The organism is Shewanella sp. ISS20, from assembly GCF_056522965.1.
Genome location: NZ_JAWRZK010000001.1, coordinates 861872 through 879483, shown reverse-complemented (window position 1 = coordinate 879483; position 17612 = coordinate 861872). Strand labels below are relative to the sequence as shown.

Annotated in this window: 8 protein-coding genes and 2 pseudogenes; 7 read left to right on the top strand and 3 right to left on the bottom strand. The window is 38.7% G+C overall.

All coding sequences use genetic code 11. The features are described 5' to 3' along the window. Positions 1 to 28 precede the first annotated feature (28 nt). From AC1HDP_RS03970 to AC1HDP_RS03960, 3 genes and pseudogenes are all read right to left on the bottom strand, one after another. Positions 29 to 1630 carry a phosphoethanolamine transferase gene (locus AC1HDP_RS03970; RefSeq protein WP_479637750.1) on the bottom strand — a complete coding sequence of 534 codons (1602 nt, stop codon included), beginning with the start codon at positions 1628 to 1630 and terminating at the stop codon, positions 29 to 31. A gap of 20 nt (positions 1631 to 1650) precedes the next feature. After that, a complete protein-coding gene (locus AC1HDP_RS03965) occupies positions 1651 to 2466 on the bottom strand; it encodes a glycerophosphodiester phosphodiesterase (RefSeq protein ID WP_479637749.1) in 816 nt (271 codons plus the stop codon). Positions 2467 to 3291: 825 nt separating this feature from the next. Further along, positions 3292 to 3873, bottom strand: a pseudogene (locus AC1HDP_RS03960) (IS256-like element ISSod4 family transposase); the annotation flags it as partial. A 67-nt stretch (positions 3874 to 3940) separates the two neighbouring features. Between AC1HDP_RS03960 and AC1HDP_RS03955 the strand changes: the two are divergent. The 7 genes and pseudogenes from AC1HDP_RS03955 to AC1HDP_RS03925 all read left to right on the top strand — a co-directional run. Continuing rightward, positions 3941 to 5100, top strand: a protein-coding gene (locus AC1HDP_RS03955; protein ID WP_479637748.1) for an IS3 family transposase whose coding sequence is annotated in 2 segments (ribosomal slippage) — positions 3941 to 4190 and positions 4190 to 5100 — 1161 coding nt in all. Because the reading frame shifts where the segments join, the coding sequence is not laid out codon by codon here. After that, the gene (locus AC1HDP_RS03950; RefSeq protein WP_479637747.1) at positions 5097 to 5540 is read left to right on the top strand and encodes a restriction endonuclease subunit S; all 444 of its coding nucleotides are present in this window, start codon (positions 5097 to 5099) and stop codon (positions 5538 to 5540) included. Before AC1HDP_RS03955 ends, AC1HDP_RS03950 begins: the two co-directional genes overlap by 4 nt. After that, complete coding sequence (locus AC1HDP_RS03945; RefSeq protein ID WP_479637746.1) at positions 5541 to 7655, top strand: hypothetical protein; 2115 nt, start codon at positions 5541 to 5543, stop codon at positions 7653 to 7655. It abuts the gene before it with no gap. After that, positions 7652 to 9292, top strand: coding sequence for an antiviral reverse transcriptase Drt4 (drt4, locus tag AC1HDP_RS03940; RefSeq protein WP_479637745.1), 1641 nt, complete (start codon positions 7652 to 7654; stop codon positions 9290 to 9292). The genes AC1HDP_RS03945 and drt4 overlap by 4 nt, the downstream gene beginning before the upstream one ends. Before the next feature lie 161 nt (positions 9293 to 9453). Then, on the top strand, positions 9454 to 14397 hold the full coding sequence (locus AC1HDP_RS03935; RefSeq protein WP_479637744.1) for an AAA domain-containing protein: 4944 nt from the start codon (positions 9454 to 9456) through the stop codon (positions 14395 to 14397). A 17-nt stretch (positions 14398 to 14414) separates the two neighbouring features. Continuing rightward, positions 14415 to 15794: a hypothetical protein gene (locus tag AC1HDP_RS03930; RefSeq protein WP_479637743.1), complete on the top strand. Its 1380-nt coding sequence runs from the start codon at positions 14415 to 14417 to the stop codon at positions 15792 to 15794. Positions 15795 to 15812: 18 nt separating this feature from the next. Continuing rightward, a pseudogene (locus tag AC1HDP_RS03925) lies at positions 15813 to 17588 on the top strand (type I restriction endonuclease subunit R); the annotation flags it as partial. Between the last annotated feature and the right edge of the window lie 24 nt (positions 17589 to 17612).

Here is a 17612-nt window from a genome sequence, read left to right as displayed (position 1 = left end):
CGCCATTATACCTATAGCGAATAGCCTGTCACTTTAGGGTTAATTTAGCACTTAGTTTCGTTGGCAATAGCTGCGTTTGCACTTTCATATTGGCATCAAGAAAAGTTAAATGTTCAGCATTAATCGCCTTTTCACAGAAATTATTATCACTAATCTCCTTGGCGCTAATATCTGCCCAGCGCGTGAAAATACATTCAAAATGAAATAGCGACACCGCTTGCGCCGAATTTAAGTGATTAGTGATACTAGGCGTGGTGAACATAGGCACCCGTAAGGAGTCAATATCAGGAGGCGTTCTCACATCGTGCTTTAGTGCAATCAGACCGTTAGGCTCACCTAGACCATGATCGGCAAAATATAAATACTGCCCCTTGTGCTTGGTCACTAAATTAATAATCTGCTGTTGTATATAGTCGGTATAAAGCACTGAGTTGTCGTATTGGTCGAGCTCTGAGTTAGCTGAATTGAAATGCGCAAATTTTGCTGGATAACGGTCACTAAAAGTCATATGCGAGCCATAAAAATGTAAAACAATCAGTTTGGGTTTGTCACTACTTGCGATTGCAGACGCCAGCTCTGGAATTAGCACCTCATCATATTGACTGCCGCCAGCATCGGTTGACACAAAGAATTGATGGTCGGCTTGATTGGCTAAACTCGTAATAGAGAAATCCCATTGACCTAAGGCCGCTTGGTTAGATAACCAGAAAGTTTCATAGCCGGCATCTTTAGCTAAGTGAATAATAGATTTAGACATATCTGGCAAGTCTTGGCTATGAGTCATAATCGCAGGCACTGAGTTCCAAGTATTGGTTCCGGCGGCATACACTTGATTAAATACCTGTAAATTTTGACTGCGTTGCAACGACGCTAATTGCGGCGTGGTATTTCGCTCATAACCATAAAGACTTAAATTGGCGGCTCGTAGTGATTCACCAATACCTAATACCAATAAATGCGGGGCATTACCACCACGGCTAACTTGTTGCCATGAAGAATGGCTATCGATTTGCATGCCAAGAAATGTGGCACTGTCTAAGAGAGCAATAACACTGGTAAACATAGGAAAGCGCGGCGACAACTTATGTAAACTATATTCGATTTGACTAAACGTGGTTGAATGACCGCGAGAGGTACCTTTATTCAGGTAATCGACATAAAACTCATCACGGTAAATACCAGGAAGCTGCAATAACAGGGGTATCAACAAATACCCTAAACCAAGGGCTGAACTCGTGACGGTAAGAAGCGGGCTTGGGCGTATCGGCAGAGTAATCAATAAGCCCATAGAAATAAGCGCAAGCAGCAACGCCCATCCATATTGGTTAATGAAACTTACAGCCTCACTCATAGGGGCATTCAATAAGCTCATCACTATACTGACAGACATGGATGTCTGGTACGTCAGTTGTAAAAAGAATTCTAATCCTATTAATAGCGCTAATAATATCCGCACTAGCAATACACGAGCCGCAATCCTTAATAACCCAAAACACAGTATCGCTAACCCGAGTGAATGAATAATGCCTTTCACTTCTGAAAGCGCAAGTTTGTCATGATTAATCACTAAGCTCATACCAAAACAAACGCTAAAAAGCAGCAATGGCGAAGTGAAATTTGTGAGTGGCATTAGCTTCAACGGCCTGAGTTTCATTTGGCTATCGCTCCTTGACAAAGATCAAAGGTCGCAGGCGCTCCGTGATCAGTTAAAATCACACGCACCCGCGCCTCAGTAAATAATGCATTGATTAATGATGGCTCGTTCACAGTAAATAATAAGGTTGGGATCTGCGGAAAATGGATGCCAAAATTATCGGTATAATTATTAATATCCGTTGAAATAACGCGAAACTGTCCGAGCAGATATTTGGCTTTTATCCTAAAAGCATAATTGGCATAACTGAGTGGTGTCAGCTCATCATTGAGAGTTAGCCAATAGCTGGTAATAAAATCAGCCTGAGTAAAGATAACTAAACCATCGATAGCAATAGACTCAACAATGAGGTGCGATTTGGGCACATCAAACGCTTTGATAAGCCGTTCAAGCTCAGCCAAGGCTTGCAGCCTTTGTATTTGTGATAAATCAACCAGGTTTTTGAAATCAAGCCAGTAGTAATCAGCGCCACCTAGCTTGGCAAATACAGCTTCCAAGGTTAATGCATTAGCTAGCGCTTGCTGGGCTATTGCATCGTGACTCACCACAAACTGATTAGATTGACTATCAAAATGGACATCAAGTTCAACCCCTCGAGAGCCTTGCTCAAAAGCAGCAGTAAAGGCCGCTAAACTGTTTTCAGGGTGTTCTGTGTGAGCGCCGCGATGTGCCCACACTTGCTGGCAGCTGATGATTTCAGTTGATTGCGAGGCTTTAACCATAAAAGCGAGATGTAGGATAAGCAGTCCTAATGGCAGCACTAGGATAGCCAGAACTAACAAGAGTGCTAAACGCTTAGCTGATATGTGCAATTGACATCCTTATCCGTAAAAGTCAGTCTCTTGGTTTAGTAACAACTTGGTATCAATGCTTGTTATTGCACCTAAATACACTAAGCCTAACACCCACTTATGACTATAGAGCACCTAGGCTGACTGCACTGTATTATTTAACTTTATTCGATGGTAAGTGGCTGACAGTTAGTGATAATTAAAGCTAACTAAGCACTCATTGTACTAGTACATAAAGCGACTCAAGATTAGGCAATTGCTCAAACCAAGAAGCCCCTAAGCCATATACATCAGGCATCAAGTATCAAGCTTTAAGCCAAGCCGTTTAGCGAGCTGATGCCATCGCTTAGCCTCGCTGTTAACGACTAGTTTGCATCCATGTGAGATCCAAGGTTATGGCCGGTGAATCAGGTTAACATTCGCATGAAAAACACTCCGCCCATGAAGAATAATCAGACTTGTATTAATTTAGAGAGGCTTTTAGATTGACAACAAACACAAAGGTTGAATTTTGTTAAACACAACAATTTTCATCACATTCTACTTGATTTATATTGCCTATAAAAATAGGCAGAATAATTTAATGGTCTACAAGCGGCAGCAACAAAGAGCTATATATCGCCACACTAACACTGCCAGCCAAATCAACAAAACCTACCAAAACACACCGAGCCCATCACAAAAGCCAGACAAACAATGACCAAACAGTAGACTCCGTCACAAATAATGTAACCATAAATCAATATCAAACTTATCAATATTGTACAGGTATTTAATTAGGAGTAACCTAATGTAACTTACAGGTTACGGCGCGAGGGCGTTCAAAATTCTGTGTCAGGCTAATTTTTAAATTTCTAGCACGCTATCTAAACGCCCTTCAAAATAAATCGCTAACTGAGATAAACAAAGGCTCCAATTGTGGATTGGCATGGTCCATTTATCTGAGGCGTTTAATATGCCTGCATAAAGTAGCTTCAACAAGCTATTTTCATTAGGAAAAGCACCTTTGGTTTTGGTGAGCTTTCTAAATTGGCGATGTACCGCCTCAACTGCATTGGTCGTGTAAATCACTTTCCTGATATGTTCTGGGTACCTAAAATAATGGGACAAATTATGCCATTTGCGACGCCAAGAGTTGATTACCAGCGGATAAGCATCACCCCATTTGGCCTCCAGTTCGTCCAATGCCATCTCTGCCGCTTCTTTACTCACGGCTCGATATACAGGCTTTAAATCAGCCATAAACGCTTTCTGATGTTTTGAGGCGACATACTTCATTGAGTTGCGGATCTGGTGGATAACACATAGCTGTGTTTCCGTATGAGGGAAGATACTGGCTATCGCTTCAGGGAAACCGGTCAAGCCGTCAACACAGGCGATAAGAATATCTTTTACACCACGATTATTAAGATCGGTCAGTACGGATAGTGTTCTGGTCTAATTCCATCGGACACTTAATTTTGAGACAGTATGGTCAATAAATTAAGAAGTCGATATGAGTTTAAAAAAATCACATAAAAGTTATCCGCAGACATTCAAAGACGAAGCCGTCTTAATGGTGCTAGAACAGGGCTATAGTATTGCTGAGGCAGCAAAGTCTCTTGGGATTAGCACAAGCCTGCTTTATAACTGGAAGGAAAAACACCAAGCATTGCAACAGGGTATCGCCCTACAAGAATCTGAACGTGATGAGTTAAAGAGATTACGTAGAGAAAACAAAGAACTACGCATGGAGAAAGAAATTCTAAAAAAGGCAAGCGCCTTCTTTGCGAGAGAAATGAAGTAAAATTTCGCTTCATTAAACAGTTATCTAACCAGTTTCCTACTGCGCTGTTATGCCGAGTAATGAGTGTCAGTAAGTCAGGCTATTACGATTGGCATAAACGCCCTGCAAACGTGATAAGTCTTGAAACACTGAAGCTTTATCGCCTTGTTCGAAAGCTATTTAAGCAAAGTCGAGGCAGCTTAGGTAATCGTGAAATGGTGAAGAAATTGCGCAAGGAAGGCTACCAGGTTGGTCGCTATCTCGTTCGTAAAATTATGCACCGCCTTCGACTCAAAGCAACCCAGCGACGGGCTTATAAGGTGACGACACAGCGCAAACACTCTGATGCCGTGGCTAATAACCTGCTAAACATGAACTTTAACCCAGTATCTGTTAATCAGGTTTGGGCAGGTGACGTGACCTATTTAAAGACAGGTGAAGGCTGGATGTATTTGGCGGTGGTGATGGATTTATATTCACGCCGGATTGTGGGGTGGCACATAGACAAACGCATGACCACGGATTTGATATCTAAGGCATTAATGAAAGCTTACAACCTGCGCCGACCGGCAAGAGGGTTGGTATTTCACAGTGACCGAGGCTCGCAATATACCAGTAAGCAATTCGGTAGGCTGCTCTCGAGTTATGGTATCCGAGCCAGCATGGGTGATGTGGGTGCGTGTTGGGATAATGCCGTTGTTGAGCGTTTCTTTGGTAGCTTAAAACACGATTGGATTTTTAAGGTTAGTCAACCAACAAATGAGTTTATGAAGTCGGATGTGGCCGCTTATATGAGGTATTACAACTTAGAGCGCCTTCATTCAGCTAATAATGATTTATCACCAGTAGAGTTTGAAAATTCTCAACTAAAAGTGTCCAGTTTGAGTTGACCAGTACAGGCTCTGGTGGTTTAATGCGTAGAGTAGATGAGTTTTTATATGAGGGGGAGTCGTTTCTTATCCCAAGAAAAGGAACGCTTTCCAATATCATGTACGTAAACGAAACATTTTGGTCTGTAGACACTATGTTTTTTACCATACCTAAATTGCCAAATGTTGCTAAGTTTGCATTTTACCTTCTTAAAAGGTTGAACTTTGACAATATGAACGTAGGTTCTGCTGTGCCAAGTATGACCACAAAAGTACTAAATGCACTGCCTGTAGTTTGCCCTAGTGAAAGCGTATTGGCTAAGTTCGACGAGATTATGGAACTGTATTTCTCAAAGATCCAAGCTAATCATGAAAGTACTAATAAACTTGAGAAGTTAAGAGATACTTTATTACCCAAGTTAATCTCAGGTGAGATAACAATAAATAAGGAAGTTTCCTAGATGCGTAAGAACCCTTTAAGTGATTTGAAAGGGATGCTTACTTTAATCAAAGCATCTAAAAATCCGTTTTCACCGATCATAGAAGCTATCAATAACTCGTTAGAATCAATTTTTAAATTGGACGACAGTTTTGAGAGGGCAATAACGATTCATCTGCGTTTCAATGATCAAGATGAAAACTCAAAGAAATTGGAGTTTATTGAAATCACGGATTCTGGAGTAGGGTTTACCGATGAGTCGTTCAACAGATTTGAAAGGTTATTAGACCGAACTAAAGGGTTTAATAACCGAGGCTCTGGAAGACTTCAGTATTTACACCGCTTTGGTGAAGTCACCTTTAAAAGCGTATATCGCCAAGATAACGACTTGTATCTGCGAAAATTCAGCAGTAGCAAAGATAATTTTATCTATGATGATTCTGCTCCACAAAAGGTTGCTGCCGATAAGTTAGAGACCACGATCACCTTAAAGCATTTGCGAAGCCATAAACAAGATCAGGCTGCATACACAACGTTGAAATTTGGTGCTTTTGTCTCTTGGATAAAATCGCAGTTTGCTCTGCGTGCTTATCTCGAAAAATGTAAGGGGAAGTCCTTCCCAACGATCAAGTTGCAATTCTCGTATCAAGTCGCAGAAACAGAAAATTTGACAATTGAACCTAAGAATTTTCCTGAACCAAGCGACAAAGGTAGCTTTGAGGTTAGATATCAGGAGCCATTTGAAGACAAGGGAAAAATTGGCTGGCGCAATGCCCAAGGTATTGAGCCTGAAAAGTTTAACTGGTGCGTTTTTACATTCCCAGCGAATGAAGTAGATATTCATGGTGCTTTTCTTTGTAGTAAAGATATTCCAGTTGAAGAAATCAAAAACCCAATTTTGAGAAAAAGTAATGGTCATCAAGGTACTAGAATGGTTACTGCTTTTTATGGTGATTATTTGGATAAGCCCGATAATGTAAACCATTCTGTTGATGCATTCGAAATTCCAAATAAATCAGATGTTAAAGAACTTTCTAATGGATTATTTGGCGAAGGAAGTAAGGTTTATCTAGATGACATTAAAGAACAAGCAAACATTCAGCTTAAGTCTATTTACAAGGAAATAGAACAAGCGCAAGAGAATGCTGAAAGAAAGGTTATGTCGCTAGCTAAAGAACTCGGTATTTCACACCATATTGCTGTAAGCGTGAAAAAGTCAGTAAAGTTAACAGATGACGATGACAGCATTGTTAAAAGCTTGCATATAGAAGAAGCAAAGTATGTTGCTGGTAAAAGCAATGAAGCTAGAAAAGTCATTGAACAACTTAATCATATGGATCCAACTTCCCCTACTTATCAGTCAGACTTAGAAGAAAAGAGCAGTGAGCTGTCTGCTTTGGTTGATGCTCAAAACAAAGAAGAGCTTTCTAAGTACGTTGTTAGGCGTGAATTGGTGGCTAAGTTATTAGATAGGGTTTTGAACCAAGAGTTGGCAGTGCAAACAGAACCGCTTGCTGAAGGCAAGAAAAGGCGAGATAAAGAAGGGATTATTCATGACCTTATCTTTAAGCGAAAATCAGATGGCAACTTAAATGATTTGTGGATATTAGATGAGGAGTTTGTGCATTTTGAAGGATGTTCAGATGTGCCTCTCAATGAAATACAATCTAAATCTGGTGAATATTTGTTAAAAGATATTCCTGAAGAAGAAATCACAAAATTACAGCTAAAAATTACTAAGCGACCAGATATTTTCATTTATGCATCTGAAGGAAAGTGTGTCCTTATTGAATTTAAAGCTCCTAATGTCACCCTTACCGATTACATGCATCAAACCCCCAACTATTGTACGTTAATAGCGAATTATAGCGTTCACAAGATCGAGAAATTTTATTGCTATCTGATTGGGGAATCGTATAGCAAAATTGATGTACCTGCCGAATATGAAGAAACGGTGAATGGGACTTGGTTAAGGGAAAAAATTCGCATTATACATCCTGAAACAAGAGAACGAATCGCTTGGGCACAACAGGAAATAATTAAGCTATCCGAAATTGCAGCAAGAGCGCATCGTAGAAATAAAAGTTTTGCTGAAAAGCTGGGCATTGATGATCTTATGGACGGGAGTATGGAATGAGTTGGTTTTTTGATAATAAGGGACGAGATAGAGCGTTATATGAAGCATTAACTCGGCATAATTATTTTCCTAATCAGAGGGCTTCCGTTGGGGAATTACCACCATGTATTGATACAAGGCAGTTTACACCAGAAGTTGTTGAAGCTTTAACTGGAATTGAAGACAGTAGAGAAAGAAAAAAGTCAGGTTACGATCTTGTTGAGTATAAAGCTACTCGTTATAACAATGTGCCCAGAGTTTTAAGTTTAGTGCACCCCAAAGCTTACGCTCTTCTAGCAAAGTGTATACATGATAACTGGGAACATCTTCACTCAATTACGGAAAATCAAAACAGTATAATAAAGCCACAGTTTCATCATGAAGAAAAGCGCTTGATGGTCATGAATTACGAAGAGCCTATGGCAAAAGTTTCTAGGTCGCATCAGAAAGGCTTTACTAAGCGGTTTAGAGTTCACGCTGATGTTGCCAATTGCTTTAATAGTATTTATTCGCACGCAATTCCTTGGAGTTTAGTTGGTCTCAATCAAGCTAAAGCACAACAAAATGAACGTGAACTTTGGTTCAACAAACTGGATATGTTTCAGCGAAAGTGCAAAAGAAACGAGACTTTGGGTATTCCAATAGGTTCAGCGACTTCTAGTATTTTTGCTGAATTAATTCTAGGGTGCGTAGATAAAAAACTTAGAGAAAAAGAATACGAATTTTATAGATATATTGACGATTATTCTTGTTACTGTAAATCGGATGATGAAGCTCAAGAGTTTTTGCGAGATTTAGGTGTTTTTTTAGCTGAATACAAATTAACTTTGAACCTCAAAAAGACTGTTGTTGAAGCTCTGCCAAGCCCAATAGAAGACTCGTGGGTTTTAGAGTTAAGAGGGGCATTGCCGAGCAGATTAGGCTATTCAAATGAAAGCGAACCTAAGTTGTCTGCTACTGAGGCTCTTACTTTCATTAATAGGGCAATCGAAGTAAATAAAGAAACACCTGACGGTAGCGTCTTAAAATATGCTGTTTCGTTAATTCTTCCGCATTTGGATGAATATGCTCCATTTCATCTTATCGATCCTTTATTAAATCTAGCATGGCACTTTCCTGCCTTATTGCCTTTGTTAGATTTGTTAATGTCGAATGCTGCGGTCGATCCCACTATTTACCGAGCACAATTAATAGAAATAATTAAAGATAATGCTTTGAAAGGACGGTCTGATGGTATGTCATGGCCTCTACATAGTTTAATTCGAGCTGGCTGTGTAGTTGATGATTCGACTGCTGAATTAATTATTAATAGTGAAGATTGTGTTTCTATCACTATGCTGTTGGAAATGAATTTACATCAACAGAAAGTAGTGGATTTTTCTAATCGAATTACTCAATCGCCAGATAACTATGATAAAGATTCATATTGGTTATTACTCTATCAGTTGTTTAAAAAGGGATTAATAAACGAACCATACGGAGATGGTGTTTTTGACTGTCTTGTTAGTTTTGACGTTGATTTTTTACCCGGAGAGAGAATTTCAGAAGCAGAGAAAAGGTGTGATGAAATACAAAAAGAGATACAAACCGAAGCTCTCCGGCAAGTGTTTCCTCCTGTTTTACCTAACACAAATAAAACTGCAAATCCTGAGTTTTAAGGTTAGTTGAAAAATTCTAAGTACTAGGAAGATTTGATTATAGACATACAAAATAGGTTGTGTCTCGTGTTAATAAGATTGAAACAAACTTATTTGGTCAGCATAAAGTTTCAATAGTTTATGCTTTGTAACGTTATTAATATTAATTAGAAATAAAAAATATGGATATCAAATATTGGGAAGGTGGCCTAGAGCGCCACGAAATAGATGCTATAAAAAAAATTGAAAATGTGCTGGGCAACTCTGATGCACAACGGCAGAAAGGTGTAAAGAATGGACAAGGATTTGAAGCACTGCAAGCGTTAAAAAAGCCTTTTAATGAAGGTTGGAAAGGTTACGCGGGTTTTCGCTTTATTAATAAAAACAAGCAAGGCGAAATAGATTTATTAATTGTTACTCACTGCAACCTACTTATTGTTGAGCTTAAACATTGGAATGGTAAACCCGTTACTTCAAGCAATGGTAAATGGTACTGGGGTGATGAAGACCGAGGTAAATCTCCTGTTGAAATTACTCGAAATAAAGAGTTTTTGTTAAAGAACTTACTCAAGCCATTTACGGGTAAATTTAAAAACGAAGGCCGTATTCCGCATATTCACTTTTTAGTGGTGATGAGTGGTGACAGCGACTTTTCTCAGTTACCTAAAAAAGATTTAGCTAATACTTTGTCGCTTGTTGATTTTTGTAAACTGTGTTCAAACGAAGGGCAATTCAATAAACGTTTTACACCACATCCAGATGCTAAAGTCCTGCTTAACGATATACCTCTCTTGGAAAAAGGCTTATTGCTAAATAATGCGAAAGTCGAGGCTAAGCCGCTATCTGTTGAGGGTTGGTTAGGGCAAGAGCAAATTTTTCAGCATCCGAATAATGTGTACAAGGAATTTTTTGCACAGAGTGAAGCCGACAAAAACGATCATGCGATTATACGAAGCTGGGATTTTGATAACCTTTCTAATTACGATGCTAAAACCCCTGATGGTCGAAAGAAGATAGTTTCTCGTGAACGTGAAGTATTAACGAAGATAAAACGAGAAAATAGAGAACTCTATGAGCATTGTGTTTCTTCGTTAACCATACCGACCGAGGAAAAAATAACCTCTCAATATAATGAGGTTGTTGAGCTTCCTCATGGCCATGAGCGCCTTAATGACTTTATTGCAACTTATGGAGAAAATTTATCTCTTGATGATCGAGTCAACTTAGTTCGAGTATTAATAGCCCGTTTTGCGGACTTGCATCAATTGCAACTTGCTCACCGAGATATTGGTAATCACAGTGTTTGGCTAAGCACTGGGCAACGTGTTGCTCTTTCGAATTTTATTTCAGCATTTGCACGTAAAAAAGATACGGTTGGTGATATTAGAGATGAATTGTCGGTCTACAGCCAAGATACAACTTATGCATCACCATATCATTATGACGTTGCTCGTTTAGCAATTATCGCTTGGGCTATTTTGGGAGCTGTACGCTTAACTCCAAACCTTGAGGAAACAATTTCAGAAAAATTAGCACTGTGTGATGAATGGTATGGTGAAACACTGTTAAAAGCGTATGAAGGTAAAACATTTGCTAATGCAGGTGAATTGCTTGATGCATTAGTTGAGCAAGCACCTAGCAAAGAAGCAGAGTTTAGCTTCTCTAGTAAAGAGCTAGAACGCTTTGTTAAAGCTACTAAAATTTCTAGACTGCACCCAGAAGTTGAATTCATATCAGAATCAGATGTTAAAGAGGTTTATAAGTCTGACGCAGGCATAGTAAAAGTATGGAACAGCATCAATCCTACCGATATTAACGCTGGTCTTGGTTTACGCACACTATCGTTTTTAGAACGAGTAGAAAAACTTCAGAGCCTAAGTTTAAGCTTTTTACCCACGATTGTTGATTATGGGATTACCGCACGAGATAGCTCGCTTTATTTGGTTTCTGAATGGATTGAAGGCGAAACTTTAGATCCATACAGGATGCGCAATAGAAGAAACGATATTGTAAAGAGCTTAATTGCTCATGTTGAACATATGCATTCGTTAGGCTTTGCACATGGTGATTTAAAACCAGAAAACGTCATCGTTGATAAGCAAGGTGATGTTTACATTATTGATGCCATCGACTTTCACCACGACTCGAAAGAATTACTAAATACAGAATATAGTCCTATAGATGTTGATAATAGGTCAGCATTTGAACGAGATAACTATGCGGTAATGAAGATCAGTGCAGAGTTATTAGAAATTGAATGGGGCACCAAAAGCGATAAATTTGAAGCTATAAGCCTAGCCATAATGCATGAGCTTGAAGATGTTGATTTTGGTTTTAAAGAATTAACTCGCTTTAAAGATGCTGTGTTAAACCCTGAAAAATCAACTACGCCAACTGTTGAAATAATCGATATTGAGATTGGTAGTAATAGAGAAAATTTTGAGTCGGTTACTATCTATCCTGATAACGGTAAGTTGTATGTTTCAATTGAAGAAAATCGTACCAAAGGTTATGGCTTAGTAGTTGTTTTTTCAGGGTTAGGGGGCATTCAAAAGCTTTTCTTCGATGATACTCGTTTTGAATTCGAACATGGTTTACGCCCTATCAAAAGTGATAAAAGTGAGGTTTCTCGTAGAGATATAGAAAATGCGGTTCTTGAGCTTCCATTTGGTATTCGCATCAATCAAGGTAGAGCGAGCAACCTAGACAACATTAACAGGCGTATACGTCAGTTTTATAGTTTCGAGAATGCTGTCAAACAGTTCCAGTTAAAACAACATAAAGTTAAAACAATATCATCCGAGCCTCAAGAGCTGGCAGTTGAAACTGAAATAAGTGTTAAACCAATATCTACTAGTGAGCTGTGGCAAGCAATTCTTAAAACAGAGACTGAATCGCATCCTTATGTTGAACTTACAGGTGAACCACGAACTCACAAAGATAATAAAGATACGCTTATATTACCCTATGAAGCAGACAGAGACCCGCTTGATGGATTCACAGCTAAAGATCAGGTTGAAGCGATTATTGTTGATGGCGAAGAAGATTACTTTATAGGGGAAGTTAATTTATCTGCATCTGGTTTAAATAGGGTGCAATTATCACGATTCTCCAATAGAGCTAATCGTTTGCAAGAGAGTGATATTATTTTCTTCCGCAGTAAAGCAGATAAGGCATCTTTTAATAAGCGTAAGAACGCTTTAACACGCATTCTGGAACAAGATTCTGTTGTTGAAAATCTGGCGGACTATTTTGAACCTAAGTGTAATTTAGCTCCAACTGATTACAGCTTAACCGTCACTGATAGTGACTTTGCTTGTTATGACATAAAAGATAGCAAAGGTAAGGTTGTTAAATCGCTAAATGAAAAGCAACGAATTGCATTTCAAAAGCTTTTAAGGTTTGGTCCTCTTTCAATGCTTCAAGGCCCACCCGGTACAGGTAAGACTGAATTTATTGCTGCGTTTGTTCATTACTTGATTGAAAAGCAAGGTGCAGAACGAATCCTACTTGTAAGTCAGTCTCATGAAGCTGTGAATACCGCTGCTGAACGAATTAGAAAGCATTGTAGTCGTTTAAAAACAAACCTTGATGTTGTTCGCTTTAGTCGCAGTGAATCAACAATATCTAACTCATTACATGACGTATACTCAGACAATATTGTAAGTCAGAAAGTTGAGCAATTTGAAACTCAATTAAAATATAGGGTGCTGAGCCTTGCTAAGTCATTAAAAGCACCTAATGAATATTTAGAAGCCTTTTTAACTTTAGATAAACAACTTCTTTCTTTAATAGCAGAACAAGAAAATGCCTTGAAAGAACTTGATGATGAAAACCTAGAAGCTAAACATAAAAAAGCGATAAAGAAACAACTTGGTGAGCGGAAATCGCTAATCAATAGCAGACTTCCTCAAAGTGTACGAATTAACAAAGATTGGCATGATAACTTGAGCGAAGTAAAAGCTTGTTTAATTAAAAATTTAAACCACGAGTTTGCTATTGAAACGAATATTTCTAATTCGGTTCAACGATTAGTCAAATTGTCTAAAGACATGATAAGGGTTATGCAATCTGGCAATGCCAATATGGACGAGTTTTTTGCGCGTTCTAAGCAATTGGTTGCTGGTACTTGTGTTGGTATAGGTAATTGGAATATTGATCTTGCAAGCAATCAGTATGATTGGGTGATAATTGATGAAGCCGCTCGTTCTATTGCTAGTGAACTTGCTATTGCAATGCAAGTAGGTAAACGAATTCTTTTAGTCGGAGATCATAAACAATTACCACCTCTTTATACTGATCCTCACAAAAAAGCACTAGCGAGACATTTGGGTATTCCATCATCAAATGAAATTGATGGGTTAATTGCAAGTGATTTTGCACGGGCATTTGAAAGTGATTATGGTCTGCAAGTGGGAGCCAAACTACTTGTGCAATATCGAATGGCACCAGCTATTGGTTCTCTCGTATCAAAATGTTTTTACGATGGTGAGCTTGAGAATGGAGATCGCAAAATCCCCGATATTTATGATGACATACCAGATGAGATGGCAGCATTTACAACGTGGATTGATACCTCACATTTAGGTAAACAAGCTAAACACCAAGAAAAAGGCTCAAGGTATAACATTTACAATGAAAAAGAGGCTGAAGCCATTATTGATGTTCTCAAACAAGTGGATGAGAACAAGAGCTTTTTAAACTCATTGTTCGAGCAAGTAAAAGAAGGTGAGGCAGCTATTGGTATCATATGTATGTATGCAGAGCAGAAAAGGTATTTAAGACGAAGAGTAAAACAGTCTGGCTTTTCTGATGAACTCATTAAGCTACTTAATATTGACACTGTAGATAGTTATCAGGGTAAAGAAAATAGAATTATTATTCTGTCTGTTACTCGATCAGACCAACAGCAATCATCAGGTTTTATGTACTTGCCTAACCGAATAAATGTTGCTCTTTCTAGAGCAATGGACAGGTTAGTGATTGTGGGTGATAAGAGAATGTGGCAAGGGAAAAATAGTCAGCTTCCATTTGGAAAAGTGATTACCTATATGGAAGCAAATGCCAATGAAAGCTTATACCGCTTTGTTGATGCAAAAACCGAGAAGTTTAAGAAGGCGGTATAAGGGATATGGAAAAAATAATGATTGAATTTAATGAAGTAGACTACATTGTACCTACAGAGACATTTAAAATTGAGTTCTCATATTTAAGCAAGCAGGGATTTCCATTCGTTAAAGAGTTTTTACTTAAAGCGCTTTATATTTCGCCATTTTCAAAGTTTGAATTGTCTTCATTTTTTGGTTTTAACCAACGAGAACTGGCGGCAGCAATTGAAGAGCCAATTAGTAAAGGTGAGATTGCATATTCTGATGATGGAAAGTTGTTCTTAACACCTCTAGCAAAAAGTTATTTTTCATCGCTAGATGATAAGCCTATGGTTGAAAAACCACAGACTAAAACTGCGTCTGTTTCTTTTGAGCTAGCGGGTTTCAATAAAGTTAAAAACCAACATGACAATTGGCATACAGGCATTCGCTTAAAAGTAAATCACGAGATACAGAGCCTAAGTGAGCAACATGCAAGAGCTATGTTCACTAAACACTTTCAGCAACTTGTTCAAAATGATGAATTAGCAGGATTCAAGATTCATGACAATACGTTGCCGAGTCTTTACTCTGTTGATAAGGTTTCAAGAAAGAAAACTATCGCTCACAGAATCAAACGCAAATTTGAGATAGATTTAGACAATAACCTTAAGCCGCTAGATCTTCGCCAGCAATACATTAATGACGAAGCTTTGGCCCATGAAATTTCAAACGAAACAGATAACTTTCGATTGGGTAACAATCTTGATAGTATTAACTCGGCATGGGATGCTTTAGCTGATATGTCCGTATCACGTTTTGTTACTGATTCTAGTATAGATTTTCGTAGTATGCTCTCTGAGATGGCAGCTGGCTCGTATGATAAACCATACCAGCTTTTATTAGGGCCTCTTTACAGTAAACAACCGTTAAATGTGATTGAGAACTCCTTAAAGCAACTCAAACCTCTTAAAAAAAACCAAAAAGCAAAAGAGTTAACTTGGTATGGTGCAAACACACGATACTGGGGGATGAGTGAAGGGTTTAATTGCGCTAAAGTGACTTTTGTTAATTATAGTAACAAGGGCAAAAGTAGAATTTATGATTTGAAGCTTTACTTACCTTGTGACGAACATCCGAATATTGAAAGCCATGCTGGTAAAATATGGAAACACAAGTTAGGTAATTTGGAATTTTGTGAGGGCATCAGAAACGGGTTGTTCGATGGTAACGTTGAAGTTCTAATTTTAGAAGGCGAATTTGCAGCCGTTAGTTACCACCTAGCTTTACCTAATATTAGCCCTGTCCATATACCTTTAGGATTCTTCACTACCGATCAAAAGCTAATTGCTAAGATTACCAGCGTAGTTAATGAATTTAAGTCGGATTCGGTATCATATGACAAGCCAAATTTAATTGGTAAATTTCAAGCGTGATAATTAGCAGGGATTAATATGAAATTTACAGAAGCACAATTAGAAGCTGCAATTATTGAACTGCTTGGAGAGCAAGGTTTTCCTTATGTTCCCGGTTATGAGCTTACTCGAAGTAATACAGAAGTTTTGATTAAGAATGACATACGTCAGTTCTTATCTGATAAGTATCATGCAGACAATATTACTGCTGATGAAATTGATTCAATCATCAAACAAATAGAGTCTTTGCCAGCTAGTGATTTGTACGATAGTAACAAAACCTTCTGTAAATGGTTAAGTGATGGCTTTTTGTTAAAACGAGAGCCTTCAGCGAATGGGGAGCACCACTCGCAAAAAGATCTCTATATACAATTAGTCGATTACACCAATGTTGTTCAAAGTCTGTTACCTGATTTAGTAAAGGAAAGCTCACCTGAATTACTTAAAGTAGCAGAGCCTTCAGCTGAATACGAAAAGCAATCGACTAGCTATAAAGACACCAATATCTACAAAATAGTTAACCAGTTAGAAGTTGAGGGGCCTGATGGCGAGAAGCGTATCCCCGATGGCATTTTGTATATTAACGGTTTACCATTGGTGGTGTTCGAGTTTAAAAGTTCAATTCGTGAAGAAGAAGCTTCAATACATGATGCCTATATTCAGTTAAATACCCGCTATCGCAGGGATATTCCCGCCTTATTTGTTTACAACGCATTTTGTGTGATCAGTGATGGTGTAAACAACAAAATGGGTGGATTATATGCGCCATATGAATTTTTCTATGCTTGGCGCAAAGTAACGGGCAACGAATCGATAGAAAAAGATGGAATCAATTCGCTGCATACTATGTTGCAGGGATTATTTAATAAAGCTCGCCTACGGGATGTAATTCGCAATTTTATTGATTTCCCAGATTCATCAAAGGCTGAAGTTAAAATTGTTTGCCGCTACCCGCAGTATTATGCAGCTAGAAAGCTCTACCACAGTATTAAACTCGCGCGTAAACCTGAGGGCGATGGTAAAGGCGGCACATACTTTGGCGCAACTGGCTGTGGTAAGAGTTTTACCATGCAGTTTCTATCTCGCTTACTAATGAAAAGTGTGGATTTTGAAAGTCCAACCATTGTGTTAATTACTGACCGCACCGATTTGGATGATCAGCTATCTCAGCAATTTTCTAATGCAAAAACGTATATTGGTGATCAAACTGTTGTAGCTGTTGAAAGCCGCGACCATTTACGTGAACTTCTTCAAGGCCGCAACAGCGGTGGTGTTTTCTTAACGACTATCCACAAGTTTACCGAGGATACCAAGTTACTCACTGATAGAATTAATGTTATTTGTATCTCTGATGAAGCGCACCGCAGTCAAACCAATCTAGACCAGAAGGTTCGAGTGACAGAAAAGGGCGTTAAGAAGACCTACGGTTTCGCCAAATACCTTCATGACTCATTACCCAATGCAACATTTGTAGGTTTCACTGGTACGCCAGTTGACGCAACGCTAGACGTTTTTGGTCAAGTAGTTGATGCCTACACCATGACTGAATCTGTGAAAGATGAGATTACTGTTCGAATAGTATATGAAGGTAGAGCAGCTAAGGTCATTTTAGATAACGCAAAATTAGAAGAAATAGAGGCTTACTATCAGCAATGTGCTGATGATGGCAGTAATGAACACCAGATAGAAGAAAGTAAAAAAGCTTCCGCTAATATGACTGCTATTTTGGGCGACCCAGATCGTATTAGCGCGTTAGCCAGAGATTTTGTTGCCCATTATAAATCACGCATTGAGGAAGGCCCCCCTGTGTCAGGATTGTTGTCACCCCTTAAAATCATC